The organism is Bradyrhizobium sp. R2.2-H (genome assembly GCF_004346455.1).
In the GTDB taxonomy this organism is placed as follows: Bacteria; Pseudomonadota; Alphaproteobacteria; order Rhizobiales; family Xanthobacteraceae; genus Bradyrhizobium; species Bradyrhizobium diversitatis.
In genome coordinates, this window is record NZ_SMBR01000012.1 from 213,525 (window position 1) to 238,855 (window position 25,331).

The window sequence follows — 25,331 nt, forward strand, 5'->3', positions numbered from 1 at the left end:
ACGCGACGGCTAAGCCGTGCGGCGGCCGAATGCCAGCACGTGCAGGCCGAGCCGCTGCCGCACGATCCAGAACAGCAGCACCGTCTCGAAGCTGAGCGAGATCGAGGTTGCGGCCGCGGCACCATGGCCGCCATAGCGCGGCACCAGCGCAATGCAGAGCACGAGGTTCATCGCGAAGGCCAGGGCATAGGCCAGCGCGCAGATCTTCTGCTGCCCGAGCATGTTGAGCAGCCGCTCCACCGGCCCGATCGCGGAGCGCACCACGAGCCCGATCGCGGCGACGAACATGATGTCGTAGCCGACCACGAATTGCGGCCCGAACAGCCAGAGCAGCGGCTTGCCGAGCGCCAGCAGCACGATGGTCGCGGCCAGCGACGGCCAGAACGTCCAGTTGATGGCATGCGCCACATAGGCCGAGAGGCGCGCTTTGTCGCCGAGCGCATTGTATTCCGCGAAGCGATGCGCCGTCGTGGCCGACATCGCGTAGTGGATGAAGGAGACCAGCGCCAGTGTCTTCACCACGGCGAAATAGACGCCGACCTCGTCCGAGGGGCGGAACTGCTGCAGCACCAGCACGTCGGTGTAGGAGAGCAGGAGGTAGAAGCTCTCGACCAGCAGGATCGGTAGTGAGACGGCGAGCCAGCCCCTGACGTCGTAGGCCTTGCGTCCCGGCCCGATGTGATCGGCGAGCTTGCGGTTCAGCACCAGCATCTGCCCGGTCATCGCGATCCACACCGCACCTGCGCTCGCGACCATCGCGGCGACCGCGCCGAGATGATAGCCGAGCAGGAAGGCCGCGGCCGTGAGGCCGATGATCAGCGCCTGGCGGATGATGAATTGCGGCATCAGGCCGAGTTGCATCCAGTCATGCGAGCGCGCGATGCCGTCCTGGGTGTTGGCGACGACGAAGGCCGGCAGCGTCATGCAGCCGATATAGAGTGGCAGCTCCTCGGCCGGATCGATCCACGGCGACAGCAGCTTGACGATGCCGGCTAGGGCGAGCGAGACCAGCGTCGACACGGCAAAGGTCAGCCAGCGGCTGCCGGAGAGGAAGCCGCGCAGCAGCGCCTGATCGCCGCTCGCGCGGTACTCCGGGATGATCTTCTGCGCGGAGGCGGAGATGCCGAAATCCATCATGCTGCCGAGCAGCAGCACCCAGGTCCAGACATAGACGTAGACGCCGTAGTCGGACGTGCCCATCCAGCGCGCCAGCAGAACCTGCGAGACATAGGCGAGCCCCGCGCTGATCACGCGGATGAGGAAGATGGTGCCGGCGAGCCGCCGCGTCAGCGACGCCTCGCTCGATCCGCCCGTCAGCTTGGCCCGCAGCCGCGCCATCAGCCCGGCCGGTCCGGTCGTTCCGGGTTGTGCATCCATGACGGCCACGTCGAACAGTCCCCAGGCGTCCCGCATGCTGCGGCATGCCAGGGGACTAGCAACCATTCGTTAAGATTCGGTTGGGTGGGGTTCCCATACTCAGTGTCGTCCCGGACAAGCGAAGCGCGGATCCGGGACCCATAACCCCAGGGAGAAGTTGCGGCGCGAGCTGGTCACTCCGAATCTTCGCCAAACCACACCCTGTGGCTATGGATCCCGGATCGGCGCGCGCTAAGGCGCGCTTGTCCGGGACGACAGCTGAGCGTGGGCGAGACCAGTACAATTCAGTCGCGCTGACGGTCCGGACGGCTGCCGGAACGACAGCTCCGCCTCACTCCAAATTCGTATTGAACTCGTACGCCTTGTCGGGCCCGACCAGCGTGAACTTCAGCGCGGCGCCATCCGGCTTGGCGTCCGGCGGCAGTCCGTCGAGTTCGAAAGAAAACCGCGTCACCCCAGGCGGGCTGTGCGGCATTGGTGCGGGAATCGGCAGCGCCCAGTCTGGCGTCGGCCCTTCCACGAACAGATTGACGTTGCGGTTGTCCGGCGTCACCACGTCGACCACCACGTTCTTGGGCCCGTCACGCTTGACGTCGCGGATGGTGAGCGGATTGGGGTCGCCGATATTGGCGGGCTTGGGCACGGTGTCGAGCGCGGCACGCAAGTTCGCATCCTCGGTCGAGGCGACGCTGTTGAAGCCGAGCTCGGCGCTGGCCTCGACCGGAATGCAGAGCTTCTCGCACACCGCGTAATTGATCTCGGCGCGCAAGGTCACGGGCTTGTCGGCCGCCTTGGCGACGATGCGCAAGGGCAGCACGATCTGGTTGTGGTAGCCGATCGAATGGCCGCCCGCGCCGTCGTCGAATTTCAGCGGCGCCGGCCACATGATCGTCACCGCCTCGACATTCTCGGACTTCGAGAAGTCGAACCGCGGTGGAACGCCGGAATCGCCGGGGGTGCGCCAGTAGGTCTTCCAGCCGGGCTGGAGCTGGAACGCGATACCGCCTAGCAGGACCGCGCCGCTGCGCGATCCCGCCACCAGCCGCACCGCGGAATGTCCGTCCCGCTGCCACGGCGAAGCGTCATCGGCACGTGCTACGATGGCCAACGACGACGCAAGCAGGGTTGTCGCGACGCCAATCGCCGCACGCAGGGGAACTCTTGTGAGCATGGCACGTCTTTACAGGGTCGGCGCAGGGCAAACCATTGAATTGCTTGTGATGGATGCACTTGAACCAAGTCACCGCAAGGCTTGATTTGACAGCGGACCGGCCCGACATCAGGATAGGAATTGAAACCGGAGTGCTTCACCGATGGCTCCCACAGGCAAGAGGACGGGCGAAAGCACCCGCAGCTCGGGCCCCGCACTGCCCAATTCGGCCGGTTATCTCGACGGCCGGCTCCTGATTGCGATGCCCGTGATGGGCGATTCCCGGTTCGAGCGGTCGGTGATCTACCTCTGCGCCCATTCGGCCGAGGGAGCCATGGGCATCATCGTGAACCACCCCGCCGGCAGCATTGACTTCCCCGAGCTGCTGCAGCAGCTCGGCATCATCAGGAAGGGCGAGCACATCAAGCTGCCGGAGAATGCCGAAAGCATGAAGGTGCTGCGGGGCGGGCCGGTCGACACCGGCCGCGGTTTCGTGCTGCATTCCAGCGACTTCTACATCGAGAATGCGACGCTGCGGATCGATGATGGCGTCTGCCTCACCGCGACCGTCGACATCCTGCGCGCGATCGCCAACGGCTCCGGCCCCAAGCATGCCATCCTCGCGCTCGGCTATGCCGGCTGGGCGCCAGGACAGCTCGAGACGGAGATCCAGAGCAACGGCTGGCTGCATTGCGATGCGGATGCGGATCTGATCTTCGGCGACGACGTCGACGACAAGTACAACCGCGCTTTGCAGAAGATCGGCATCGATCCCGGCATGCTCTCGAACGAGGCCGGACACGCGTAGCCATAGTCGCTACCGCCACATACTCCGCTGTCGTCCCGGACAAGCGCGGCTCAAGCGCGCGTAGATCCGGGACCCATACTCCCAGGGTGAAGTTTGAGGCAGGCCGGTCACCACGAGTCTTCGCGAAACTACTCCCTGTGGTTATGGGTCCCGGATCGGCGCTTCGCGCCGGACAACGCTACGCGTTGCCCAGCGCTCCGCTTGTCCGGGACGACGACCTAATTTGTGGCTACTCCGACGCGGCCTATTCCGCCGCCTGCTGCTGTACCGTCGGCTCGGTCCCCGCCACCGTGGCCCTGCGCATGTCGCGGGGCTGCGACTGGTCGTAGCGGCGGACGCGGTGCATGGTCTGGCGGTTGTCCCACATCACGAGGTCATGCAGCTTCCATTTGTGGACATAGACGAATTCCGGCTGCGTCGCATGCTCGTTCAGGTCGCGCAGCAGCAGCCGGCCCTCCGGCACGCTCATCCCGACCACCTTGCCGGCATGCGATGACAGATAAAGCGACTTACGGCGATGGACGGGATGGGTCCGCACCAGCCGTTGCAGCACCGGTTTGAACATCTCCTTCTCCTCGTCGGTGTACTCGGTGAAGCCGAGCGATCCGCGCGAATACATCAGCGAATGTTCGCAGACGAGGTCCTCGATCTCCGCCTTGGTCTCGTCGTCGAGCGCGTCATAGGCGGCGCGCATGTCGGCGAATTCGGTGTTGCCGCCCTTCGGGTTCACCACGCGCGCCGACAAAAGCGAGAATTTTGCCGGGATGGGACGGAACGAGCTGTCGGAGTGCCAGAGGCAGTTGCCGAGATTGAACAGATGCGCGCGGCTGTCCTTCGCCAGCGGCTTGCCGTCCTTGCCGAGATTGGAGACGTCGTTCAGGCCGGATTGCAGCCGGTAATCCTTCTCCTTGGTCACGGTGCCGCCGCGCGCGTCCTCGCGCTGACCAAAGTTCAGCGCGAACGCCATCTGCTGCTCGTCGGTGATGTCCTGGTCGTGGAAAACCAGCACCGCATATTCGTCCATGGCCGCCTCGACCTGGCGCGCTTCATCCGGTGTGAGAGGCTTTCGCAAGTCGAGGCCGGAAACCTCGCCGACAAAATGCTTCTGAAGCTGCCGGATGGCGATCGTCATGACGTTCTCTCCCGCGGGTCGCGAGCGGCTACCCCGCTCTGTTGACGAAAAAGCTACTCCCGCATCAGTCGTTGTCAACGCTTCGAGCGCATGGCTCTCACGCGTTGCGGGCCATCAGCCCGCCATCGACCGGGATCACCGCGCCGGTGAGGAACGATGCCGCCGGCAGGCACAGGCTCAGCGTCATATGCGCGACCTCTTCTGGATCGCCGTAGCGGCCGAGTGCGGTTCGGCGCTTGGCGTAGATGGTCTTGTGCTCCTCGGAGATGCGGTCGGTGATGGCGGTGCGGATCGGCCCGGGGCAGATGCAGTTGACGGTGATGCCCTCGCGGCCGAGCTCCACCGCCAGCGAGCGGGTGAGGCTGGCAACGCCACCCTTGGCTGCCGAATACGGGCTGTGCAATGCGGTGGCCCCGAGCGCCTCGGTCGAGGCGATGTTGACGATGCGCGGGCTCTTCGACTTGCGCAAGTGCGGCAGCGCGGCACGGATGATGCGCGGATGCGCCGTCAGCATCACGGCGATGCCCCGGGCCCAGGCGTCCTCATAGGCCTCGTCGTCGATCGCAACACGCACGGAGATGCCGGCATTATTGACGACGATGTCGATTGCCCCGAAATGCGCGGCGACATCGCCGACCACGCGCTTGATCTCGCCGCCGTCGGCGACATCGAGCTTCCACGCCCTTGCTGAACCGCCGCTCGCCGCAATCTCCCTGGCGACAGCATGCGCGCCCTGCTCGTCGAAATCCGTGACGGCTACGTTCGCCCCCTCGGTTGCGAACACGCGCGCCGTCGCGCGCCCCATGCCGCTGGCCGCGCCAGTGACGAGAACCGTGAGGCCCTTCACGGACCGGCTGAGCTCCCTGGAGTAGGACATGCTGTTTCCTCGCGGCTGTGTTTGTTTTTGTTGTGATTGACAAGGCTGGCATCGATCCGCAGACAGGTCAAACAAGCAAGACGAAAGGGGAGGCCGCGATGGCGAACGAACTCGATTTCTCGGGCAAGCAGGTGCTGGTGGTCGGCGGTTCCAGCGGCATCGGCAACGGCATCGCGCAGGCTTTTCGCACGAGAGGCGCGCATGTCGCGGTTTGCGGCACGCGTGCTCGGCCTGCGGAATATTCCATCGAGGAAGGCTCCGATCTTACGGGGCTCGCTTATGCCCAGCTCGACGTCGGCAATGCCGGAGCGATCGAGGCGTTCAAGCCGTCCTTCGACAGGCTCGACATACTCGTGCTCGCGCAGGGCGCGGTGCTCTATCGCCGCGGCGAGTTCGAGATGGCCGGCTTTCGCAAGGTGGTCGAGGTCAACCTGATGAGCCTGATGGCCTGCGCGACGCGCTTCCATTCCATGTTGCGGGATTCAAAGGGCTCGCTGATCATCGTGTCCTCGACCGCGGCCTATCATTCCACCATGGGCAATCCCGCCTACAATGCGTCGAAGACCGGCGCGGTCGGATTGACGCGGACGCTGGGCGAGGCCTGGGCCGAGGACGGCATCCGCGTCAACGGCATCGGGCCCGGGCTCGTCGACACCAAGATGACGAAGGTGACGACCGACAATCCGAAGCGGCTCGAAGGCGCGCTTGCGCGCATCCCGCTGCGGCGATTGGGCACGCCGGCCGACATGGCGGGCGCGGCGCTGTTCCTGGCTTCGCCGCTGTCGTCCTACATCATCGGCCAGACGCTGGTCGTCGATGGCGGTCTCATTCTCTGATCCCGTGGAACTGCACTGCTCCTGATCGGTTACTTGGGTTGACCCCCGAGGAGGAGCAACATGGATACGGATCGGATTGTCGGATCGGCCAAGGAATATGCCGGCCGCGCGGAAGGCGCGATCGGAGACATCGCAGGCGATGCGAAGACGCAGGCGTCGGGCAAGGCGCGGGAAGCCGCAGGCACGGTGCAGAATCTCTACGGCCAGGCCAAGGATGCGGTGCGCGATGCCACGGACACCGCTGCGGGCTATGCCAAGGACGCCTATGAGAACAGCGGCGAGACCTTCCGCGACGGCTCGAAGGCGATCGCACAGAAGGTGCAGGACAACCCGCTCGGCGCGCTGCTGGTCGCCGGCGGCATCGGCTTCGCGCTCGCGCTCCTGATGTCGCGACCCGCGCGCCGCCCGCCGCCGCGTTGGCGCTATTAGGGCCGAGCCAATACGTCGTTCCGGGGCTCATGCCGCGTGCGCCCCGGAACGACATCTCAATCAGCAAGACAGATTACCGGAACATCTCCGCCGATCGCCCGACATTGGCAGGCGGGCGCGGAATCCCTGGATTGGAATTCGGATTGCGCGGCCCCGGGGCCGGCGTCCATTGGCGCGGCTGCGGAGAGCCGAAGCCGAAGCCGAAGAAATCCCGGCCTGCGGGCGTCGCCTGGGCCGGCTGCTGCGGCGGGGCCTGCGGCTTCTTCGGCGCGAGCTTCGGCGGCGCGATCACCGCGGCCGCTCCTGGCGCCCCCTGAGCCGTGCCGCCCTCGGGCGTCGTTGCGGCCACCGGCGTATCGCCCTTGGCCTGCTCACGGCCGACTTCCCGGCGCGGCCAGGCATAATCGTCGGCGCGGCCGGCCGGTGCCGCGAGCGGCTCACCCTTCACCATGGTCTTGGCTGCGAGCGCATCGACGGCGGCGGGACGCGTGCCCGGCCCGCCCAGTAATTGATCGGTCGAAATCGAGGCTGCAACCAGCGGCACGATCGGCCCCGCCAGCGGCCGCGGCGCGGGCTTGCCCGGCTCGGCGCTGGTATCGGGGGTGGCAGGCTCGCTCGGCAGCGCGATCGGGCCGGAGCGCGCCGCGAGCAGGCGCGTGATCTCGCGCTCGACATAATGCGCGAGCTTGCGCGCGCCGGCCTTGGTGAAATAGACGCCGTCGGAGCTGCGGAGCTGACGGATCTGGCCTTCGAAGTCCGGGCCCTTCTGGAGGAAGCGGCCGGCTTCGTCGACGAAGCCGTCCCACACGTCGACATAAGTGATGCCGGCCTTGGCCGCGCCCTCACGGTACAGCGAATCCAGGAACAGCGTATCCGCGGTGCCCTTCGTTCCGCGAACTGCGGGCAGGCCGACCCAGAGCACCGGCACGCCCTTGGCCTTGAGGATGTTGGCGAGCTCCTCGATCTTCTTGCCGTAGAGCTCGACCCAGCGATCGTCGCGGAATTCGTAGAGGCCGTTCGGGTTGCGCGCGGTCTTCTCCGGCGCGGCCGCGGGCGTGTCGGCATTGTCGGCATCGTCCTGCGGCAGATCGGCATCGGCAGGCTTGTCGTCCGACTTGGCGGCGGCGGTGTCGCCGGGCTTGGCCTCGCCCGGCTTTGCTGGCGGCTTGGCGCGCGCCCCTTTGTCGTTCTTCTTGTCCTTGTCCTTCTCCGTGGCCGCCTTGTCGGCGACGGGCTCGCGGATCGCGGCGCGGTCGTTGAGGCCGAGCATGACGACGATCACGTCGGGCTTCTCGGTCTCTAGAATGCCCCTGGCCGCCGCCGCCCAGTCCGCGGGCTCACCCCTCGGCTGATACTTGATGAGGCCCGACGTGGTCTTGTGCTTGCGGATCACGCCCATGTCGGGCTGCTCGCTGTAGGCGTCTTCCAGACCGTAAGCGAGCCAGTCGGCCATGGCATCGCCGATCACCAGCACGTTCTTCTCAGGGATGGTGTCGCGTTTCGCCGGCGACGGCGCGCGCGAAAAATCCTGACGCGGCGCCTGCTGCTGCGGCGGCGGGTACGGTGCGAAGAAGTCGCCGCCGAACCATCCGCCGCCTCCGCCACCGCCCCGCGGTGGCGGGGCCGCGCGCTGCGGCGGGCCGCCGAAACCGGGGAAGTTGAAGAACTGCGCCGAGGCAGGTCCTGCGACCGAGACCAGGATCGCAAGCGCCGTCCCCAGCGCGATCAACGGGCCGGTCTCGGTCAGCACCTTGAACAGGGACTTCTTCGACATGCGATCTCGGGCGCGCGCGAGGGGATTGGAAGCAGCTTAATATAATAACGGAATCAGGCCGCAAACGGGCAGATTCCTCTCCATAGGCCGGGGAACGGCGGCCGCCGTCAAGGCTGCCTGTCGAAATCCCGCCTCAGGGTTACTTTTAGCGCGATTTTACCGCCCGCGCAGCCGGTCCAGCACGTCCGATGAGGCAAATCCGTCGGCGGGGACCCCGATCGAGGCCTGGAAGTGGCGCAGGGCTTCCCGTGTCTGGCCGCCGAACTGGCCGTCCGGGGTGCCCTTGTAGAAGCCGCGCTGGGCCAGCAGCTGCTGCAGTTCCAGCCGCTCGGTGCGCGCCAGCTCCCGCTCCTGGCGCGGCCAGGGCTGCACGAAGGGCTGCCCCCCGCGCAGGCGATCGGCGAAATGGCCGATTGCCAGTGCATAGGCCTCGGCCGGGTTGTACTTCATGATGACGCGGTAGTTCTGCAGCATCAGGAAGCCCGGTCCCTGCGCGCCGGCCGGTGCCAGCAGATAGGCTTTCTCCGCCGGGTGCGGGAAGGGCTGCCCCGTCGCCCGCTTCAGCCCAAGCTTCTCCCATTGCGCGATCGTCATCGCCTTGGCGCGATCGGCCAGCATGTAGTTGAAGCCTTGGGGCACCACGACCTCGTAGCCCCAGGTCCGGCCGGACTGCCAGCCGTCCTTCTTCAGGTTGTTGGCGGTGGAGGCGATCAGGTCGGTGGGATTGTCGACGACGTCGCGCCTGCCGTCACCGTCGCCATCGACTGCGAAGCGCTTGAAGGCGGTCGGCATGAACTGGGTCGGGCCGAAGGCGCCGGCCCAGGAGCCGCGCAGCTGCTCAGGCCTGAGATCGCCGCGGTTGAGGATCTCCAGCGCGGAGAGGAACTCGTCCTTGAAATAGGCCTGGCGGCGGCCGATGCAGGCGAGAGTCGCGGTCGATTGCAGCACGCTGCGGTCGCCCATCTGCGTCGAGTAATTGGACTCGATGCCCCAGATCGAGGCGATGATGTAGCGGTCGACGCCGGTGGCCCTTTCGGTGGCGTCGAACTGCGCCTTGTACCTGGCGAGAATTTCGCGGCCCTTGGCGAGGCGGTTGTCGTTCACCAGGATGTCGAGATAGTCCCAGATCGACTTGGTGAACTCCGGCTGCGAATCCATGAGGTCCATGATGCGCAGGTCGGGGCCAAGGCCTGCGGTGAAGCGCTGAAAATTCTCCTGCGTGATGCCGCGCCGTGCGGCATCGGGCCACATCGCGGCGACGCAATTGCTGAAATTGCCGGCGGCTTCGCGGATCGCGGCGGCCGTCATCAACGGATGGCCCGAGGCGCCGTCCTCGCCGCTCCAGGGTTGAGCGCCGCCGGGGCCGGACGGCGCTTGCGAAGGTGCCGGATTGGCGCCCGAAAAGATCCCGCCGAACAGATTGGACAGGCCGTTCTGCGCCTGGGCGTGCGCGCAGGCCGGCAGCAGCGAAGCGGCAGCAACCATCGCTGCGCCGGTCAGAAATCCCGCCCGTTTTGCCAGCCCTGCCATCGTTTGCATCATGTCCCACCCGTCGGCCTGAAAAATTCCGTCACAGGAGGCCCGGTTAGCGTTGCCAATAGCTTAACAAAGGTGAAATTTTGGTGACGGCGTTTTTCTTAACTCTGACCGGGCGAGGCCCCACATCCGCCTTTGTTGGCGGCTGCAAACAGGCTAGCAAGAAGCCATTGCTCCCGTCACATGTGCCCTCAGGTATTCGATCGATCACATGAGAATTCGCAAAGCTGTATTCCCCGTCGCCGGCCTCGGCACCCGCGTCCTGCCTGCCACCAAGGCGATGCCGAAGGAAATGCTGACCATCGTCGACAAGCCGCTGATCCAGTACGTCTATGACGAGGCGAAGGAAGCCGGCATCGAGCACTTCATCTTCGTCACCGGCCGCAATAAAGGTGTCATCGAGGATCACTTCGACCGCATGTTCGAGCTCGACACGACGCTGGCCGCGCGCGGCAAGAAGGCCGAGCAGGACATCCTGGCGCAGAACCAGCCGGAAGCCGGCGCCGTCAGCTTCACACGGCAGCAGGCGCCGCTCGGCCTCGGCCACGCCGTCTGGTGCGCGCGCGACATCGTCGGCAACGAGCCGTTTGCCGTGGTGCTGCCCGACGAGCTCGTGCTCAACACGCCCGGCTGCCTGAAGCAGATGATCGAGATGGCATCCTCGCTTGGCGAGAAATCCAATCTGATTGCGGTCGAGGCGGTGCCCGATCACCTGACCCACCAATACGGCATCTGCGGCGTCGGCAAGCGCAACGGCAAGATGTTCGAGGTCGACGGCATGGTCGAGAAGCCGGCCAAGGGCACGGCGCCCTCCAATCTCTCGATCACCGGCCGTTACATCCTCCAGCCGGAGATATTCAAGATCCTGGAAACCCAGGAGCGCGGCGCCGGCGGCGAGATCCAGCTCACCGATGCCATGATCGGGCTTGCCAAGACGCAGAAATTCTACGGCGTCGAGTTCGAGGGCGAGCGCCATGATTGCGGCTCCAAGCCCGGTTTCCTGCGCGCCAATATCGCCTACGGCATGAAGCGCCCGGAACTGCGCGACGGGCTGATCGCCGAGATGAAGAAGTATCTGGGGCAGTGACATCGAAGGCGAACGCCTTCGATGTCATCCCGGGATGGTCCGAAGGACCAGGCCCGGGATCTCGAGATTCCGGGTTCGGCTCTTCGAGCCGCCCCGGAATGACAGCCGGCCCTCACGCCACCCGCGACAGCTTCGGAATGCTGGCGACCACCGACTGGTTGCGCCCGGCAGCCTTTGCGGCATAGAGCGCCTTGTCGGCGGCGGCGACCAGGACCGGCCAGTCCATGCCGGCCGCGGGCACGAGGCTGGCGATGCCGCAGGAGACCGTCGAGGCCGTTTGATCGTCGGACCAGCCCTGCACCTTGAGGCGGATCTTCTCGGCGACCTTGAAGGCGTCGTCGGCCGAGGTATTCGGCAGCAATACGGCGAATTCCTCGCCGCCATAGCGCGCGGCGCAGTCGCCGGCGCGGCTCACGGAATCCGAAATGCAGATGGCGATGCCGACCAGCACCTGGTCGCCGGCCTGATGGCCGAACGTGTCGTTGTAGGCCTTGAAATGATCGGCATCGATCATCAGGAGCGCGAGCGGCGCCTTCTGGCGCATCGCGCGCCGCCATTCGACGTCGATGACGGTATCGAACTTGCGGCGGTTCCTCAGGCCCGTGAGCGCATCCGTCGTCGCCATCTCCTCGAGCTTGCGTTCGGCCTCGGCGCGCCGCCCGATCTCGCGCGCGAGCACGAGCGTCGATCCCAGCACGAACAGCGCGAGTGCCAGCACCACGGCGCCGATGCGGAACGCCTCCCTCTGCCAGAGTGCGAACACTGCGGCCAGGGGCTTGCCCGCCACCACGAACAGCGGTCCGCTGTCGCCGCTGCGGACGTAGAGCCGCGGCGTCGGATCGACCGGGCCCTGTCCGGAATAGGAGGCACCGGCCAGGAGATTGTCGGCCTTCCAGCTTCGGCGGTCGTTCAGGTTCGTGCCGATGATGTCGAGATCGAACGGCCGCCGCATGATGATGGTGCGGTCGCGCCTGAGCACGGTGATGGTGTCTTCAGGGTCCAGGTTCAGCCGCTCGAACAATTCGTGGAAATAGCTGAAGCGGATCGAGCCGGCGACGACGCCGAGGAAGCCGCCGTCGGTATCGCTGATGCGGCGGCTCAGCACGATGGAATAGGCGCCGCGGAACAGCATCGGGCGGCTGATGAAGAGCCCGGCTCCGGGATTGTCGCGGTGGACCGTGAAATAGTCCTCCTGGCTCCGGTTCTCGACGAGGGGATCGAGCGTGGAAGCGTCGATGATCAGCCGGCCCTCGGCATCGAACACCTGGATGGCGCCGAAATGCCGGGCCGTCGTCGCGTGGTCGAACAGGATCAGGTGACGGATCGCCTTGGAGACCGTCGCGAGCTCGGGCAGCAGCATGTTGCCGGCGACCGCCTTCAGCGACAGGTCGTAGATCTCGATGTTGCGGCCGATGTCGGACTCGATGGAGGTTGCGAGGTTCTCCAGCGTCTGGCGGGCGAGCGCCTCCTCGCCGCGGCGCATGTCCAGCATCACATTGACGCAGACGGCCGAGAAGCCGATCACCGTCACCACGGACGAGATGATCAGCAGCTTCGCCGAAATCCGCCATGGCCGCCGGGCCGTGATTTCGCGCCATCCAAAGGGCATGGGTCGCTCCCGATACCAGTGGATGCGCCCGAAAGCTTGCGTAGTGTTTAAGGCAGGACGGCGCTACCGCAATGAGTTAAGAATCGGTTTATGGATCGAACGGTTTTAGGCAGATCGGACGGGACTTCGGACGAGAGGACGCTTGTGAACGACTACGACGCGTTGCGCGACTATCTGATGCGGCAGAAGCAGGAGGAGTTCGTGCTGAGCTTCGAGCAGATCGAGGAGATCATCGGCGCCGCGCTGCCGCGCGCGGCCCATCGTGCCTCCTGGTGGGACAGCCTGCGCAGCCCCGACATCCAGATGCCGCAACGCGAAGCCTGCCTCGCCGCGGGGTTCGTGGCGACACGGATGCCTGATGGTGCGAGCGTGCGGTTCAGGAAGCAGAGGAACGAGCGGCGGCGTTAACGTCGACGAGGCGCGCTCTTCCCCTCTCCCCTTGTGGGCCTTGTGGGAGAGGGTGGCTCACCGCGAAGCGGCGAGACAGGTGAGGGGTTCTCTGCGCGCGCTAGTCTCGCGCATTTGAATTCGCGGAACGAACCCCTCATCCAGCGCCATAGCCGAAGCTGGCTTCGGCGTTCCTAAGAACGGCGGCCACAGGCCGCCTATGCCACCTTCTCCCACAAGGGGAGAAGGGAAGAAGAGAGCCTAGCTCGCCGCTTCCAGCCGCACTTCCGTCAGCAGGCGCATCGCCGCGTCCGCATCCATCGGCTCGCCGAAGGCAAAACCTTGCGCGTATTCGCAGCCCATCTGGTAGAGCTCGACCGCGTCGGAATCGGTCTCGGCGCCCTCCGCCACCACGTCCATGCCGAGATCGTGCGCGAGCGCGATGATCGACTTCAGGATCACCGGGCGGGTGCCGCGGCTGGTGGTGCGCACGAAGGACTGGTCGATCTTGATGGTGTCGAACGGGAAACGCTGGAGATAGGCCAGCGAGGAATGGCCGGTGCCGAAATCGTCGAGCGACAGCCCGGTGCCGAGCTCGCGGATCCGCGTCAGCATCTGCGCCGCGTGCTCCGGATTCTCCATCACCAGCGATTCCGTCAGCTCGAGCTTGAGCGTGCCGCGCGCCACCGAGGAGCGCGACAGCACGGTGCGGATGTCGTGGATCAGGTCGTGACGCAGCAACTGTCGCGAGGAGACGTTGACGGAGGCGAAGATCGGGTCGCGCGAGCGCATCGCGCGCTGCCACACCGAGAGCTGCTTTGCGGTCTGGTCGAGCACGAACATGCCGAGGTCGACGATCAGCCCGGTCTCTTCCGCGATGGTGATGAATTCCGACGGCGCCATGCGGCCGAGCTTCGGGTGATCCCAGCGCGCCAGGGCCTCGAAGCCGGCGATCGAACGATCCTCCAGCCGCACGATCGGCTGATAAAGGATGGTGATCTCCTGCCGCTCGATGGCGCGGCGCAATTCGCTCTCCAGCGTCAGCCGGTCGGTCTTCCGCGCACGCATGGCGGGCTTGTAGACGTCGATGCGGTCGCCGCCGATGCGCTTGGAATGGTACATCGCCAGCTCGGCGTCCTTGATGATCTCGTCCGTGAGCTGCGTCTGAGGATCGGACAAGGCGAGGCCGATCGAGGCCGTCAGGAAGATCTCGCGGTCGTTGAAGGCGATCGGCGCGCGGATGGTCTTGCGGATGGTCTCGGCGAAGGCGGTGATGCGCGCCGGGTCCTGTTCGGACAGCAGGATCAGGCCGAACTGGTCGCCGGCCAGTCGCGCCAGCGTGTCCTGCGGCTTCAGGATGCGGGTGAGGCGGCGGGCGAGGGTGAGCAGGATGGAATCGCCGACTGCGATGCCGACGGAATCGTTGACCTGCTTGAAGCGGTCGAGATCGATCACCATCAGCGTCGGCCGCAGCGTCGGCATGGTCTTGGCGAAGTTGGCGACAGCACCCAACCGGTCCATGAACAGCTTGCGGTTGGGCAGGCCGGTGAGGTTGTCGTGCACGGAATCGTGCAGCAGGCGTTCCTCGGCGTTGCGGAGCTCGGTGACGTCGGTGAGCGTGCCGACGACGCGGGAGACCTCGCCGTCGGAGCCGACCACCGGGCGGGCCTTCAGCGCGAACCACATGAAATGACCATCCGGCGTGCGCAGGCGGAAGTCCTGCACCAGCCGGCCGCGGCGCTGGTCGAGCACGCTGTCGAGCGCGGCGCGGAAACGGTCCTGGTCGAGCGGATGCAGCACCTCTAACCAGGACGCCGCGGGGCCTTCCAGCGTGCCGCGCTTGAGTCCGAGCAGGGCTTCGGTCTCGGGGCTGGTGAACACCTTGTCGGCGGACACGTCCCAATCCCAGATCAGATCGCCGGAGCCGGCGAGCGCCAGCGCCCGCCGCTCGATGTCGGAGACGATGCCGGTGGTGGCTCCGCCGCCGGCGAAGGCGTGCTGCATCACCGTGAATCCGATCAGCATCACGATCAGCACGAGGCCGCCGAGCAGGGCCGGGCCGACGATGTCGTTGGTGACGGAACCCGCGACGGTCATGCCGGCCGCGACCACCCAGACCACCAGCAGGAACCAGGTCGGGATCAAGAGCACCGCGCGGTCGAAGCCGTGGGTGGAGAGATAGACGATCAGCGCGAAGCCGGCGAAGGCGATCAGCACCAGCGAGATGCGTGCGATGCCGGAAGCCACGGCCGGATCGAACAGCGCCAGGGCCACCAGGGAGCCGAGGAAGGCGAGCCAGCCGATCGTGATGTGGGAATAGCGCACGTGCCAGCGGCTGAGATTGAGGTACGCGAACAGGAACACCAGCAGCGTGGCCGCGAGGATGGCCTCGCCCGCCGCGCGCCAGATGCGCTCGGCGTTGTTCGACATGTCGAGCACCTTGCCCCAGAAGCCGAAATCGACGCCGATATAGACCAGCACCGCCCAGGCCAGCGCGGCGGCGGCCGGAAACATGATGCTGCCCTTGACGACGAACAGGATGGTCAGCACCAGCGCGAGCAGGCCGGAAATGCCGATCACGATGCCCTGGTAGAGCGTGAAGGAATTGACTTTATCCTTGTAGGATTCCGGTTCCCACAGATAGAGCTGCGGCAGCTTGTCGGTGCGCAGCTCCGCAACGAAGGTGACGACGGCACCGGGGTCGAGCGTGATGCGGAACACGTCGGCGGTGGCGCTTTCCTGGCGCTCGGGCCGATCGCCGATCGAGGGCGTGATGGTCGCGATGCGCGACAGGCCGAGGTCGGGCCACAGCAGCCCCGAGGAGACGATGCGATAATGTGGGGCGACGATCAGGCGGTCGAGCTGGTCGTCGGTGTTGTTGGCGAGCGCGAACACCACCCAGTTCTGCCCGCCTTCGCGGGCGCGCACCTCGATGCGGCGGACGATGCCGTCGGTGCCGGGCGCGGTGGAGACCTGGATGCGATCGGCATCGCTGCGCTGATGCTCGAGCACGCCGGTGAGGTCGATCGCGGGCGCGTCGCTGCGGACGCTGACGGCGTCCAGCGCGCGCGCGGGATACGCGGCGACAAGAATCATGAGGCCCAGCGCGATGGGCGCGAGGCACCTGATCAGACGCAAGGTCAGTTCTCCGCGTTTGACGCAAACTCTGAGTGCAAGGCGAATCTAGAAGGCGATTCAACCGGACCGAAGTGGTTCGGGGCGTCGCGATAGATGGCACGAAAGCGAGGAAAATCAAAGGGTTTCCAGCCTGACCTGTGGGCCGACAGCCTAGGCCTCCAACACAATTTTGCCAATATGTGCGCTGGTTTCCATGCGCCGGTGGGCATCCGCCGCCTTTTCCAACGGGAAAGCGCTGTCCATGACCGGCTTGATGCGGCCTTCGCGCAAAAGCGGCATCACTTTCGCCTCGATCGCGGCCACCATCGCCGCCTTGTCCGCATTAGTACGGGGGCGCAGCGTCGAGCCGGTATGGGTCAGGCGCTTGACCATCACCTTGGCGATGTTGACGCTGACCTTGGGGCCGTTGAGGGTGGCGATCTGGACGATGCGGCCGTCGACCGCCGCGGCATCATAGTTGCGATCGACATAGTCGCCGGCGACCATGTCGAGGATCAGGTTGACGCCAAGGTTGTTGGTCTCGGCCTTGACCACGGCGACGAAATCTTCGGTCTTGTAATTGATGGCGCGGTCGGCGCCCAGCTTGAGGCAGGCGTCGATCTTGTCCTGCGATCCCACGGTGACGAACACCTTGGCGCCGAATGCCTTCGCAAGCTGGATCGCCATGGTGCCGATGCCGGAGGAGCCGCCATGGATCAGCAGCGTCTCGCCGGCCTTGAGGCCGCCGCGCTCGAACACGTTGTGCCAGACCGTCATCAGGGTTTCCGGCAGTGCGCCGGCTTCCTTGATCGACAAGGCCGGCGGCACGCTCATCGCCTGGGCATCCTGGGCGATGCAGTACTGCGCATAGCCGCCGCCGGCGACCAGCGACATCACCTTGTCGCCGACTTTGTGCCGCTTGGCATTGCTGCCGACCGCGACCACTTCGCCCGCAATCTCGAGGCCCGGCAAGTCGCTGGCGCCGGGCGGCGGCGGATAGGCGCCGGAGCGCTGCGCGACGTCGGGCCGGTTCACGCCCGCGGCTTCGACCTTGACGAGGATCTCGTCCGGGCCGGGCTGCGGCAGCGCGCGCTGTTCCGGCACCAGCACCTCCGGTCCGCCGGGCTTGGAGATGGCGATCACGGTCATTTGCGCGGGCAGCTTGTCCATGATGTGTCCTTGAGCAAAGGTGCGGGATGAAGCGAGGCCCTTGCTTAGCCAGCGCCATCCAAGCTGGCAACAGTCTCAGCCATGACCCAGCGCGAACGCAGGAGGGGAACGAGGATGCCGATCGAAGACGACGACCGCCCGCGCAGGAAGATCACGCACGAGATCGGCCAGGATCTCTCATTGTTGTCGGTCGAGGAACTGACCGAGCGCGTCGCGCTGCTCAAGTCCGAGATCGCACGACTGGAGGAAGCCGCCACCAGGAAGCGCGCCTCGCGCGATGCGGCGGATCACTTTTTCAAGAAGTAGCCGCCACACAACGACTGTCGTCCCGGACAAGCGCGCCCCAAGCGCGCGCCGATCCGGGACCCATACCCACAGGGCGAAGTCGTCGCGCGAAGCCGGCAACTCGGAGTCCCCATCACCACATCCGCCTGGACCTATGGGTCCCGGATCGGCGCTTACGCTTGTCCGGGACGACAGCGGAATGTGTTGCGCCAGCTGCGCAACATGTCTGGCGCCTGATCAGACCGGTGCACGACTTTCGAAATTGTTCCGCACGCACTCGGCCGCTGGCCGACATGGCTAACGAACTCTCAAAAAATTAGCTCGTTTACGGTCGATTAAGCTTTCGGGTTTATGACTGGAACTGTCCTCGTTTGGACACCGAGTGGCTCCTGTCCACTCTGTTTGACGCCTCCCTGTTATCAACTTTCAAAGCCGCCGGTCTCCGGCGGCTCTTTTTTTGCGCAAAGCACAGCGGATGCAGCTTCGCGTCGAGAAGATGTGTCGAAACAGGAATATCCCCTCAGTTGCATTTGCGAGGAATGACCCGCGGAAACCATATCCGCGCTTGTCACTGGACTCCGCGCTCCGCCCGCGCAATGATTTGTTCATCATAAGCCGGCGCCTAAGCCGGACAGTCAGACAGTTGCGTAAGGGGCGTTAACCATGGAACGTTTGCAGGCCGAAGGCGCTCTCGTTCAGCTCAGCGAGCGGTTCACCAATTCTGCGGCGTTCGGCGTTCTGTTCCGTGAAGGCATGGACCTCGTCGAAGAGACCGCCGCCTATCTCGACGGCGCCGGCCGCGTCGAGGCCAAGGCACTCGATCGCGCCGTCAGCCTCACCTATGCGACCGAGAGCATGCGCCTCACCACGCGCCTGATGCAGCTTGCGTCCTGGCTGCTGCTGCACCGCGCGGTGAAGGAGGGCGAGATGACGCTGAGCCAGGCCAACCGCGAGAAGACCAAGGTGAAGCTCACCGCCGCCGATCCCGGTCCCGCCGACACCATCGAGAAGCTGCCCGCGCAGCTCCAGGAGCTGATCCATCGCTCGATGAGCTTGCAGACCCGCGTGCGCCGCCTCGACAGCACGATCCACACCCCGCCGGCCGAGCACGTGGCGATCGGCAACCCGCTGGTGCCGCACCTCAACGCGCTGAAGGCGGCGTTCGAGCGGTAATATTGTCAACAATCTCGGTCGTCATTCCGGGACGCGCCACTTGGCGCGGGCCCGGAATCCATACTCCCGATCGTGGTTATGGATTCTCAGATGCGCATTTGCGCATCGTAGCTCGCCCTTCGGGCGCCCCGGAATGACGGCAAACAAAAACGCCCCCGGTTTGCCGGGGGCGTTTTCGTCTCCAGCCTTGCGGCCGGCTCAATCCTTTTTGAGAAAGCCCGAAAACTTCTTCTGGAAGCGCGAAACGCGGCCGCCGCGGTCCATGATCTGTGTGGAGCCGCCGGTCCAGGCCGGGTGCGACTTCGGGTCAATGTCGAGGTTCAGCGTGTCGCCTTCCTTGCCCCAGGTCGAGCGGGTCAGGTACTCGGTTCCGTCGGTCATGACGACCTTAATCGTATGATAATCCGGATGAATTTCGGCTTTCATGGCAATTCCTCGGCGCTCCGGCGCCTTCTCGTGTGGCTAGCGAATGACGGATTTGGGCGGCTCTATACCGCACGAAACCTTGCAAAACAAGCCATGTCGGGCCGTCGAACCGGGTCTGCCCCTAAGGGACTTCCCGGATTTGCCACTACCCCTACACCGGCCTATTGGGAGCAAACCAATGCAATAGGTCGGATATCATGAGCGCAGTGGAACGGCTTGATGACCAGCATATCAATCGGCCCGCAATGAACGCCGCGGACATCCCGTCGATCGAGGCGGAGCTGATCGAAGAGCCCGCCAAGGGGCGCGCCAAGCTGCGGCCGCTGCTTGCGCTCGCGCCCTATGTGAGCCGCTATCGCGGCCGGGCGGCGCTGGCCTTCGTCGCGCTCACGGTCGCCGCGCTGACGACGCTGCTGGTGCCGATCGCGGTGCGCAGGATGATCGATTTCGGCCTGACGCCCGAGGGCATCGAGCTGATCAACAGCTACTTCTCGGTGATGCTCGCGGTGGTGGGCGTGCTCGCGCTCGCGAGCGCGGCGCGCTACTACCTCGTGATGACGATCGGCGAACGCATCGTCGCCGACCTCAGGCGCGACGTCTTCGCCCATCTGCTCTCGCTCTCGCCCGCCTTCTTCGATTCCGCCCGCAGCGGCGAATTGATCTCGCGGCTCACCGCCGACACCACCCAGCTCAAATCGGCCGTCGGCGCCTCGGTCTCGATTGCCTTGCGCAACCTGATGATGTTCCTGGGCGCCGCGGCGATGATGGTGATCACGAGCCCGAAGCTGTCCGGCTTCGTGCTGCTGGCCATCCCCTTGATCGTGCTGCCGCTGGTGGCCTTCGGGCGCTGGGTGCGGCGCCTGTCGCGCAATGCGCAGGATACGCTCGCCGAAGCCTCGGCCTATGCCGGCGAGCTGGTCGGCGCGATCCGCACCGTGCAGGCCTATACCAGCGAGCCATTTGCCGAGAAGCGTTTCGGCGGCGAGGTCGAACAGGCCTATGAAGCCGCGCGAACCTCGACCCAGGCCCGCTCCGTGCTCACGGCCATCATCATCTTCATCGTGTTCGCGAGCGTGGTCGCCATCCTCTGGATCGGCTCGCATGACGTGCTGAGCGGCGCGATCACGCCGGGCCGTCTCGGCCAGTTCGTGCTTTACGCCGTGTTCGCGGCGGCGGGCCTCGGCCAGCTCAGCGAGGTCTGGGGCGAGGTCTCGGCGGCATCCGGCGCGGCCGAGCGCCTGTTCGAGATCCTGCATGTGAAGCCCGAGATCACCGCGCCCGCGGCGCCGCGCGCGCTGCCGGTGCCGGCGCGCGGCGAGGTCGGTTTCGAACTGGTCAGCTTCGCCTATCCGGCGCGGTCCGACGTCAAGGTGCTCGACGCCGTGTCGTTCACCGTGCGCCCCGGCGAGAAGGTCGCGATCGTCGGTCCCTCCGGCGCCGGCAAGAGCACGATCTTTCATCTTCTGCTGCGCTTCTATGATCCGCGCAGCGGAACGATCTCGCTCGACGGCGTGCCGGTCAGATCCGCCGACCCGCGCGATTTCCGCGCCCGCATCGCGCTGGTGCCGCAGGACTCGGTGGTGTTCGCCGCGACCGCCCGCGAGAACATCCGCTTCGGCCGGCCCGATGCGACGGATGCCGAGGTCGAGCGTGCCGCCGAGCTCGCGCACGCCGCCGAGTTCATCCGCCGCCTGCCCGAAGGTTTCGAGACGGCGCTCGGCGAGCGCGGCGTGACGCTGTCCGGCGGCCAGCGCCAGCGCATCGCGATCGCGCGCGCCATCCTGCGCGATGCGCCGCTGCTGCTGCTGGACGAGGCCACCTCCGCGCTCGACGCCGAAAGCGAGACGCTGGTGCAGACCGCGCTGGAAGAGCTGATGCGCCACCGCACCACGCTGGTGATCGCGCATCGCCTCGCAACCGTGCTGTCCTGCGACCGCATCCTGGTGATGGACCAGGGCCGGATCGTCGAGCAGGGCACGCATGCCGAGCTCGTGGCGGCGAACGGACTCTATGCGAGGCTGGCGCGGTTGCAGTTCGAGGGGGCGTGAGGGCGCAGCGCGATCGACGTGAAGCGCTGCGATCGCCGCCTCACCCACAGTGTCGTCGCCCGCCTAGTGCGCAATTGCGCACTAGGCGGGCGATGACAGCTCAGTTTGCATTTGGCGATCACGCCTTCCATTCCATCTTCAGCACCGGCCGGCCCGAGGTCGGGTTCACGTCGTCGCCGGCATGGGCAAAGCCGTTGCGCTCATAGAAGCGGATGGCGCGGGCATTGTCCTTGTTGACGAGCAGCGTGATTCCTCCCGGCGAGAGACGCTTGGCCTCGTCCACCAGCCGCCGCGCTGCATCCGAGCCCCACTGCTCCGGATCGACCACGAGCTGGTCGAGATAGCCTTCGCCATCGATCGTGACGAACCCGGTCAGCGCACCGTCCTGCTCCGCCACCACGATCTGGGCCTTCGGCACCAGGTCCTTGCGCCAGCGCTCGCGCCACCATTCCAGCCGTGCCGCGAAGTCGATCTGCGGATAGGCCTGCTGCCAGGTGCGATGCCAGAGCTCGATCGCAGCGGCCTCGTCCTCGGGTCGGTAGGGGCGAAGGTGGAGCGCGCTCACTACCGCTCCGTCAGCTTCAGCTCGATGCGGCGGTTGCGCTTGTAGGCCTCCTCGGTGTTCCCTGGATCGAGCGGCTGGAATTCGCCGAAGCCGGCCGCGACGAGGCGCTGGGCGGGCACGCCGAGCGAGATCAGATATTGCACCACCGAGATCGAGCGGGCCGCGGACAGGTCCCAGTTCGACTTGAAGTTCGGGCCGTTGACCGGACGCACATCGGTATGGCCGTCGACGCGCAGCACCCAGGGGATCTCGCTCGGGATCTTCTTGTCGAGCTCGATCAGCGCAGTCGCCAGCGTGTCGAGCTCGGCGCGGCCCTCGGGCAGCAGCGTCGCCTGGCCGGTATCGAAGAACACTTCGGACTGGAACACGAAGCGGTCGCCGACGATGCGGATGTCGGGGCGGTTGCCGAGGATGGCACGCAGGCGGCCGAAGAATTCGGAGCGGTAGCGCGACAATTCCTGCACACGCTGCGCCAGGGCGACGTTCAGGCGAGAGCCCAGATCGGCAATTCGATTTTGCGATTCCTTGTCGCGCTTCTCGGATGCATCGAGCGCCTCTTCCAGCGCCGCCAATTGCCGGCGCAGCGCGCTGATCTGCTGGTTCAGCACCTCGATCTGCGCCAGGGCTCGCGCCGAGACCGCCTTCTCCGAGTCCAGCGCCTTGCCGAGCTCGGCGGTCTTGCCTTGCGCGTCGTTGCCGGCGGCGGCAAGGCCGTCATAGAGACCCTTGATGCGGTCGCGCTCGGACTCGGCCGAGGCGAGGCCCGCCTTCAATTGCGAGACCTGGTCGTCGAGGCTGAGCTTGCCGAGCTTTTCCAGCGACAGGAGCTCGTTGAGCTGGGCGATCTTGGCGTTGAGCTGCTCCAGCGCCTTGTCCTTGCCGGTGACCTCCTGCGACAGGAAGAACTGCACGACCAGAAACACCGACAGCAGAAACACGATCGACAGCACCAGCGTCGACAGCGCGTCGACGAAGCCGGGCCAGTAGTTGAAAGCGCCTTCGCTGCGGCGGCCGCGCGCTAGAGCCATGTCCGTTGATCTCCACTCTCGTGTCCCGGACGTGCTGCAGCGTGCAACGCTGCTGCGCAGCGCCGGGACCCACTATCGTTCGGAGGATTCCGTGCCCCGGCTCGGCGGCGCATCACTGCGTGCTGCGCCGCGTCCGGGGCACGAGACCCTCCACTCTATTCTCAACTCTTCTCCGGCTGACGCGCGATGCGCTCCAGCAGGCGCCGGATCTCGCGGTTCTGCTCGCCCTGGCCGTCGGCCCATTCGCGGATCATCTGCTGCTCGGTGCGCATGTGCGAGACCAGCGCCTGGATCGCCTCGGCAAGGCTCGCCATCGCCGCCGTTGTGCCGCGGCTGGCGCTGCCTTCCTCGAACACGGAGCGCAGCCGTTCGACTGCGGCCTGGAGCTCGCCGCTGGCGACGCCGCCGCCTGCCGCAACGGGCGGCGCTTCGCCGTTGCCATATTCGCGCACGGTGGTGGCGAGCCAGTCTTCGAGGTCCGTGTAGAAGCGGTTCTGCGCCTGGCTCGATTGCAGGTCGAGGAAGCCGAGGATCAGGGAGCCGGCGAGGCCGAACAGCGAGCTGGAGAACGAGATCCCCATGCCGCCGAGCGGGGCGGCGAGGCCCTCCTTGAGCGTGTCGAACAGCGAGCCGGCATCGCCGCCGACCTTGAGCCCGTCGATCACCTTGCCGACCGAGCCGACCGTCTCGATCAGGCCCCAGAAGGTGCCGAGCAGGCCGAGGAAGACCAGGAGGCCGGTCATGTAGCGCGAGATGTCGCGGGCCTCGTCGAGGCGCGTCGCAATGGAATCGAGCAGATGCCGCATCGTGGTCTGGGTGATGGTCATCCGCCCGGAGCGCTCGCCGCCGAGGATCGCCGCCATCGGCGCGAGCAGCTTCGGGTGCCGGGCCGGCGCCAGGCCGGGGTCTGCGATGCGGAAATTGTTGACCCAGGAGACTTCGGGATAGAGCCGGATGACCTGGCGGAAGGCCAGCACGATGCCGATGAAAAGCACCGCCCCGATCAGGGCATTGAGCCCGGGATTGGCGAAGAAAGCCTGGATGATCTGCTTGTAGAGCACCACGCCAACCAGCGTGCACAGCACCAGGAAGACCAGCATCCGCACCAGGAAGACGCTGGGCGAGGACAGTTTCGTGTACTCGATATCCAAGGTGGAGCGGGAAGTGCCAGACGGCATGGCCGGTATCATCCGTTACGTAAGCTTGCTTGCGGTGCGCACTATGGCACAGCGCCCGCCCAAAAAAAGCGCCGGATGCGCCAATTTCGGGGACAGCTGGGGGAACCGGGGCCGGAAGCGGCGCTTTGATGAACAGGTATCTGCAGAAGCTCGCCATTCGGGAGGTGCATGAGCGTCGTTTCCGCGATCATCGGGAGTGCCGAACACGTGCCGCTGCCGGACGTGGTCATCCGTGCCGCGATCCAGCGCTTGTGCTCCCGCACGGCGAGCCGCTTGTCCGCACTGGGCGCCGCCGATGACGCCGCCTTCGCCGGGCGGATGATGCTGCGGCCGATTGCCGAGGGCGCGGGGACCCGGCATGACGAGGCGCCTGCTTCCTTCTTTGCCGAAGTGCTCGGCCCCAACCGCAAGTTCTCCTCCTGCTTCTACAAGACCGACGCGAGCACCTTGCGGGAGGCGGAGGAGGAGGCGCTGCGCCAGACCGTCGAGCATGCCGGTCTTGCCGACGGCCAGGCCATCCTCGAGCTCGGTTGCGGCTGGGGCTCGCTGTCGCTGTGGATGGCGCGGCAGTTTCCGCATGCAAAGGTGACGGTGGTGTCGGGCTCGCAGGCGCAGCGTGCCCATGTCGAGGAGGAGGCGCGGCTCCGCCGACTCCTGAACCTGCGCGCGGTCACCGCCGACATGAACGTGTTCGCGCCCGAAGGCCAGTTCGATCGCATCGTCTCGGTCGAGATGTTCGGGCAGATGACGAACTGGCGCAAGCTGATGACACGGGTGCGATCATGGCTGGCGTCGGAGGGGCGGCTCTTCATGCAGGTCGCCACCCATCGCTCGGGTTCGCAGCTGTTCGATCGGCTCGATCGCAACGACTGGATCGCGCAGCATGTCTTCACGGGCGGGCTGATGCCGAGCCATCACCTCGTCAGGCAATTCGACGATATCTTTGCGATCGAGAAGGAATGGTGCTGGAGCGGTACGCATTACCAGCGCACCGCGAACGACTGGCTCGCCAATTTCGATGCGCATCGCGGCCCCATCGAGGCGTGCTTGCGCAGGGTCTATGGCGAGGAGACTGCTCGTCGCATGCGTCGCTGGCGCTGGTTCCTCCTCGCGACATCCGGCCTGTTCGGCTACGCCGGGGGAACCGAGTGGGGAATCAGCCATTACCGGATGAAAGCCGCCGAATGATTGCGGTGTTCGGTCGCAGCACGCGGCGGTGGAACCCGACTCACAATCGAGTGAATCGAAAAAAGAGCAGTTTTTTCAAGTTACTAGGTCGTGTGACAATGAGCCGCCGACGCGCTCATTGCGTCGCAGCAAGCAAGGATTACTTTGCATT

General features: G+C 65.8%; 22 protein-coding genes. 9 read left to right on the forward strand and 13 right to left on the reverse strand.

The window, feature by feature from the left end:
- Positions 1-9 precede the first annotated feature (9 nt).
- Both EDE08_RS28505 and EDE08_RS28510 read right to left on the reverse strand, forming a co-directional pair.
- Positions 10-1,386, reverse strand: coding sequence for a flippase (locus tag EDE08_RS28505; protein WP_165936244.1), 1,377 nt, complete (start codon positions 1,384-1,386; stop codon positions 10-12).
- A gap of 322 nt (positions 1,387-1,708) precedes the next feature.
- A complete protein-coding gene (locus EDE08_RS28510; protein ID WP_131871927.1) occupies positions 1,709-2,548 on the reverse strand; it encodes a protein-disulfide reductase DsbD domain-containing protein in 840 nt (279 codons plus the stop codon).
- A 142-nt stretch (positions 2,549-2,690) separates the two neighbouring features.
- On the opposite strand from EDE08_RS28510, the gene EDE08_RS28515 reads away from it, so the two are divergent.
- On the forward strand, positions 2,691-3,335 hold the full coding sequence (locus EDE08_RS28515; protein ID WP_061880942.1) for a YqgE/AlgH family protein: 645 nt from the start codon (positions 2,691-2,693) through the stop codon (positions 3,333-3,335).
- 244 nt (positions 3,336-3,579) lie between these two features.
- On the opposite strand, the gene EDE08_RS28520 is transcribed toward EDE08_RS28515, so the two are convergent.
- Positions 3,580-4,467 carry a TauD/TfdA dioxygenase family protein gene (locus EDE08_RS28520; RefSeq protein ID WP_131871926.1) on the reverse strand — a complete coding sequence of 296 codons (888 nt, stop codon included), beginning with the start codon at positions 4,465-4,467 and terminating at the stop codon, positions 3,580-3,582.
- A gap of 97 nt (positions 4,468-4,564) precedes the next feature.
- On the reverse strand, positions 4,565-5,344 hold the full coding sequence (locus EDE08_RS28525) for an SDR family NAD(P)-dependent oxidoreductase (protein WP_165936239.1): 780 nt from the start codon (positions 5,342-5,344) through the stop codon (positions 4,565-4,567).
- A gap of 98 nt (positions 5,345-5,442) precedes the next feature.
- On the opposite strand from EDE08_RS28525, the gene EDE08_RS28530 reads away from it, so the two are divergent.
- Positions 5,443-6,180 carry an SDR family NAD(P)-dependent oxidoreductase gene (locus tag EDE08_RS28530; RefSeq protein ID WP_131871925.1) on the forward strand — a complete coding sequence of 246 codons (738 nt, stop codon included), beginning with the start codon at positions 5,443-5,445 and terminating at the stop codon, positions 6,178-6,180.
- Positions 6,181-6,240: 60 nt separating this feature from the next.
- A complete protein-coding gene (locus EDE08_RS28535) occupies positions 6,241-6,609 on the forward strand; it encodes a CsbD family protein (protein WP_131871924.1) in 369 nt (122 codons plus the stop codon).
- Between the two features lie 73 nt (positions 6,610-6,682).
- Here the strand turns inward: EDE08_RS28535 and EDE08_RS28540 are convergent, their stop codons facing one another.
- Together EDE08_RS28540 and EDE08_RS28545 are read right to left on the reverse strand one after the other, a co-directional pair.
- The gene (locus tag EDE08_RS28540; protein WP_131871923.1) at positions 6,683-8,383 is read right to left on the reverse strand and encodes an SGNH/GDSL hydrolase family protein; all 1,701 of its coding nucleotides are present in this window, start codon (positions 8,381-8,383) and stop codon (positions 6,683-6,685) included.
- Positions 8,384-8,539: 156 nt separating this feature from the next.
- Positions 8,540-9,925, reverse strand: coding sequence for a lytic murein transglycosylase (locus EDE08_RS28545; protein WP_207913108.1), 1,386 nt, complete (start codon positions 9,923-9,925; stop codon positions 8,540-8,542).
- A gap of 205 nt (positions 9,926-10,130) precedes the next feature.
- Between EDE08_RS28545 and EDE08_RS28550 the strand changes: the two genes are divergently transcribed.
- A complete protein-coding gene (locus EDE08_RS28550; protein WP_131871922.1) occupies positions 10,131-11,006 on the forward strand; it encodes a UTP--glucose-1-phosphate uridylyltransferase in 876 nt (291 codons plus the stop codon).
- A gap of 112 nt (positions 11,007-11,118) precedes the next feature.
- On the opposite strand, the gene EDE08_RS28555 is transcribed toward EDE08_RS28550, so the two are convergent.
- Positions 11,119-12,615 carry a sensor domain-containing diguanylate cyclase gene (locus EDE08_RS28555; protein WP_131871921.1) on the reverse strand — a complete coding sequence of 499 codons (1,497 nt, stop codon included), beginning with the start codon at positions 12,613-12,615 and terminating at the stop codon, positions 11,119-11,121.
- Between the two features lie 144 nt (positions 12,616-12,759).
- On the opposite strand from EDE08_RS28555, the gene EDE08_RS28560 reads away from it, so the two are divergent.
- Entirely contained in the window at positions 12,760-13,023 is a 264-nt protein-coding gene (locus EDE08_RS28560) for a DUF7662 domain-containing protein (protein ID WP_035708505.1), read from the forward strand.
- Between the two features lie 240 nt (positions 13,024-13,263).
- On the opposite strand, the gene EDE08_RS28565 is transcribed toward EDE08_RS28560, so the two are convergent.
- Both EDE08_RS28565 and EDE08_RS28570 read right to left on the reverse strand, forming a co-directional pair.
- On the reverse strand, positions 13,264-16,140 hold the full coding sequence (locus tag EDE08_RS28565) for an EAL domain-containing protein (RefSeq protein WP_061880935.1): 2,877 nt from the start codon (positions 16,138-16,140) through the stop codon (positions 13,264-13,266).
- A gap of 150 nt (positions 16,141-16,290) precedes the next feature.
- Positions 16,291-17,289, reverse strand: coding sequence for an NAD(P)H-quinone oxidoreductase (locus tag EDE08_RS28570; protein WP_131871919.1), 999 nt, complete (start codon positions 17,287-17,289; stop codon positions 16,291-16,293).
- A gap of 114 nt (positions 17,290-17,403) precedes the next feature.
- Between EDE08_RS28570 and EDE08_RS28575 the strand changes: the two genes are divergently transcribed.
- Together EDE08_RS28575 and rcdA are read left to right on the forward strand one after the other, a co-directional pair.
- Complete coding sequence (locus EDE08_RS28575; RefSeq protein ID WP_131871918.1) at positions 17,404-17,595, forward strand: DUF1192 domain-containing protein; 192 nt, start codon at positions 17,404-17,406, stop codon at positions 17,593-17,595.
- Positions 17,596-18,237: 642 nt separating this feature from the next.
- Complete coding sequence (gene rcdA, locus EDE08_RS28585; protein WP_061880931.1) at positions 18,238-18,747, forward strand: protease adaptor protein RcdA; 510 nt, start codon at positions 18,238-18,240, stop codon at positions 18,745-18,747.
- Between the two features lie 198 nt (positions 18,748-18,945).
- Here rcdA and rpmE read toward each other — a convergent pair whose 3' ends face one another.
- Positions 18,946-19,173 (reverse strand): 50S ribosomal protein L31, encoded by a 228-nt coding sequence (rpmE, locus tag EDE08_RS28590; RefSeq protein WP_028182497.1) that lies wholly within the window; start codon positions 19,171-19,173, stop codon positions 18,946-18,948.
- A 197-nt stretch (positions 19,174-19,370) separates the two neighbouring features.
- Between rpmE and EDE08_RS28595 the strand changes: the two genes are divergently transcribed.
- A complete protein-coding gene (locus EDE08_RS28595; protein WP_131871917.1) occupies positions 19,371-21,221 on the forward strand; it encodes an ABC transporter ATP-binding protein/permease in 1,851 nt (616 codons plus the stop codon).
- Positions 21,222-21,339: 118 nt separating this feature from the next.
- On the opposite strand, the gene EDE08_RS28600 is transcribed toward EDE08_RS28595, so the two are convergent.
- The 3 genes from EDE08_RS28600 to EDE08_RS28610 form a co-directional block, all read right to left on the reverse strand.
- Positions 21,340-21,786 (reverse strand): GNAT family N-acetyltransferase, encoded by a 447-nt coding sequence (locus tag EDE08_RS28600; RefSeq protein ID WP_131871916.1) that lies wholly within the window; start codon positions 21,784-21,786, stop codon positions 21,340-21,342.
- Positions 21,786-22,814 (reverse strand): peptidoglycan -binding protein, encoded by a 1,029-nt coding sequence (locus tag EDE08_RS28605; protein ID WP_131871915.1) that lies wholly within the window; start codon positions 22,812-22,814, stop codon positions 21,786-21,788. The genes EDE08_RS28600 and EDE08_RS28605 overlap by 1 nt, the downstream gene beginning before the upstream one ends.
- A gap of 161 nt (positions 22,815-22,975) precedes the next feature.
- The gene (locus EDE08_RS28610; protein ID WP_061880928.1) at positions 22,976-23,992 is read right to left on the reverse strand and encodes a hypothetical protein; all 1,017 of its coding nucleotides are present in this window, start codon (positions 23,990-23,992) and stop codon (positions 22,976-22,978) included.
- 168 nt (positions 23,993-24,160) lie between these two features.
- Here EDE08_RS28610 and EDE08_RS28615 point away from each other — a divergent pair, with 168 nt between their 5' ends.
- A complete protein-coding gene (locus tag EDE08_RS28615) occupies positions 24,161-25,180 on the forward strand; it encodes an SAM-dependent methyltransferase (RefSeq protein ID WP_131871913.1) in 1,020 nt (339 codons plus the stop codon).
- The last annotated feature ends 151 nt before the right edge of the window (positions 25,181-25,331 follow it).

Bases quoted from the DNA above. Each gene is read 5' to 3' on its own strand.
- EDE08_RS28535 (WP_131871924.1), top strand. From the start codon at position 6,241: ATGGATACGGATCGGATTGTCGGATCGGCCAAGGAATATGCCGGCCGC.
- EDE08_RS28570 (WP_131871919.1), bottom strand. From the start codon at position 17,289: ATGGACAAGCTGCCCGCGCAAATGACCGTGATCGCCATCTCCAAGCCC.
- EDE08_RS28530 (WP_131871925.1), top strand. From the start codon at position 5,443: ATGGCGAACGAACTCGATTTCTCGGGCAAGCAGGTGCTGGTGGTCGGC.
- rpmE (WP_028182497.1), bottom strand. From the start codon at position 19,173: ATGAAAGCCGAAATTCATCCGGATTATCATACGATTAAGGTCGTCATG.
- EDE08_RS28550 (WP_131871922.1), top strand. From the start codon at position 10,131: ATGAGAATTCGCAAAGCTGTATTCCCCGTCGCCGGCCTCGGCACCCGC.
- EDE08_RS28595 (WP_131871917.1), top strand. From the start codon at position 19,371: ATGAGCGCAGTGGAACGGCTTGATGACCAGCATATCAATCGGCCCGCA.
- EDE08_RS28605 (WP_131871915.1), bottom strand. From the start codon at position 22,814: ATGGCTCTAGCGCGCGGCCGCCGCAGCGAAGGCGCTTTCAACTACTGG.
- EDE08_RS28545 (WP_207913108.1), bottom strand. From the start codon at position 9,925: ATGATGCAAACGATGGCAGGGCTGGCAAAACGGGCGGGATTTCTGACC.
- EDE08_RS28615 (WP_131871913.1), top strand. From the start codon at position 24,161: ATGAGCGTCGTTTCCGCGATCATCGGGAGTGCCGAACACGTGCCGCTG.
- EDE08_RS28575 (WP_131871918.1), top strand. From the start codon at position 17,404: ATGCCGATCGAAGACGACGACCGCCCGCGCAGGAAGATCACGCACGAG.
- EDE08_RS28525 (WP_165936239.1), bottom strand. From the start codon at position 5,344: ATGTCCTACTCCAGGGAGCTCAGCCGGTCCGTGAAGGGCCTCACGGTT.
- EDE08_RS28510 (WP_131871927.1), bottom strand. From the start codon at position 2,548: ATGCTCACAAGAGTTCCCCTGCGTGCGGCGATTGGCGTCGCGACAACC.
- EDE08_RS28520 (WP_131871926.1), bottom strand. From the start codon at position 4,467: ATGACGATCGCCATCCGGCAGCTTCAGAAGCATTTTGTCGGCGAGGTT.
- rcdA (WP_061880931.1), top strand. From the start codon at position 18,238: ATGGAACGTTTGCAGGCCGAAGGCGCTCTCGTTCAGCTCAGCGAGCGG.
- EDE08_RS28515 (WP_061880942.1), top strand. From the start codon at position 2,691: ATGGCTCCCACAGGCAAGAGGACGGGCGAAAGCACCCGCAGCTCGGGC.
- EDE08_RS28540 (WP_131871923.1), bottom strand. From the start codon at position 8,383: ATGTCGAAGAAGTCCCTGTTCAAGGTGCTGACCGAGACCGGCCCGTTG.
- EDE08_RS28555 (WP_131871921.1), bottom strand. From the start codon at position 12,615: ATGCCCTTTGGATGGCGCGAAATCACGGCCCGGCGGCCATGGCGGATT.
- EDE08_RS28610 (WP_061880928.1), bottom strand. From the start codon at position 23,992: ATGCCGTCTGGCACTTCCCGCTCCACCTTGGATATCGAGTACACGAAA.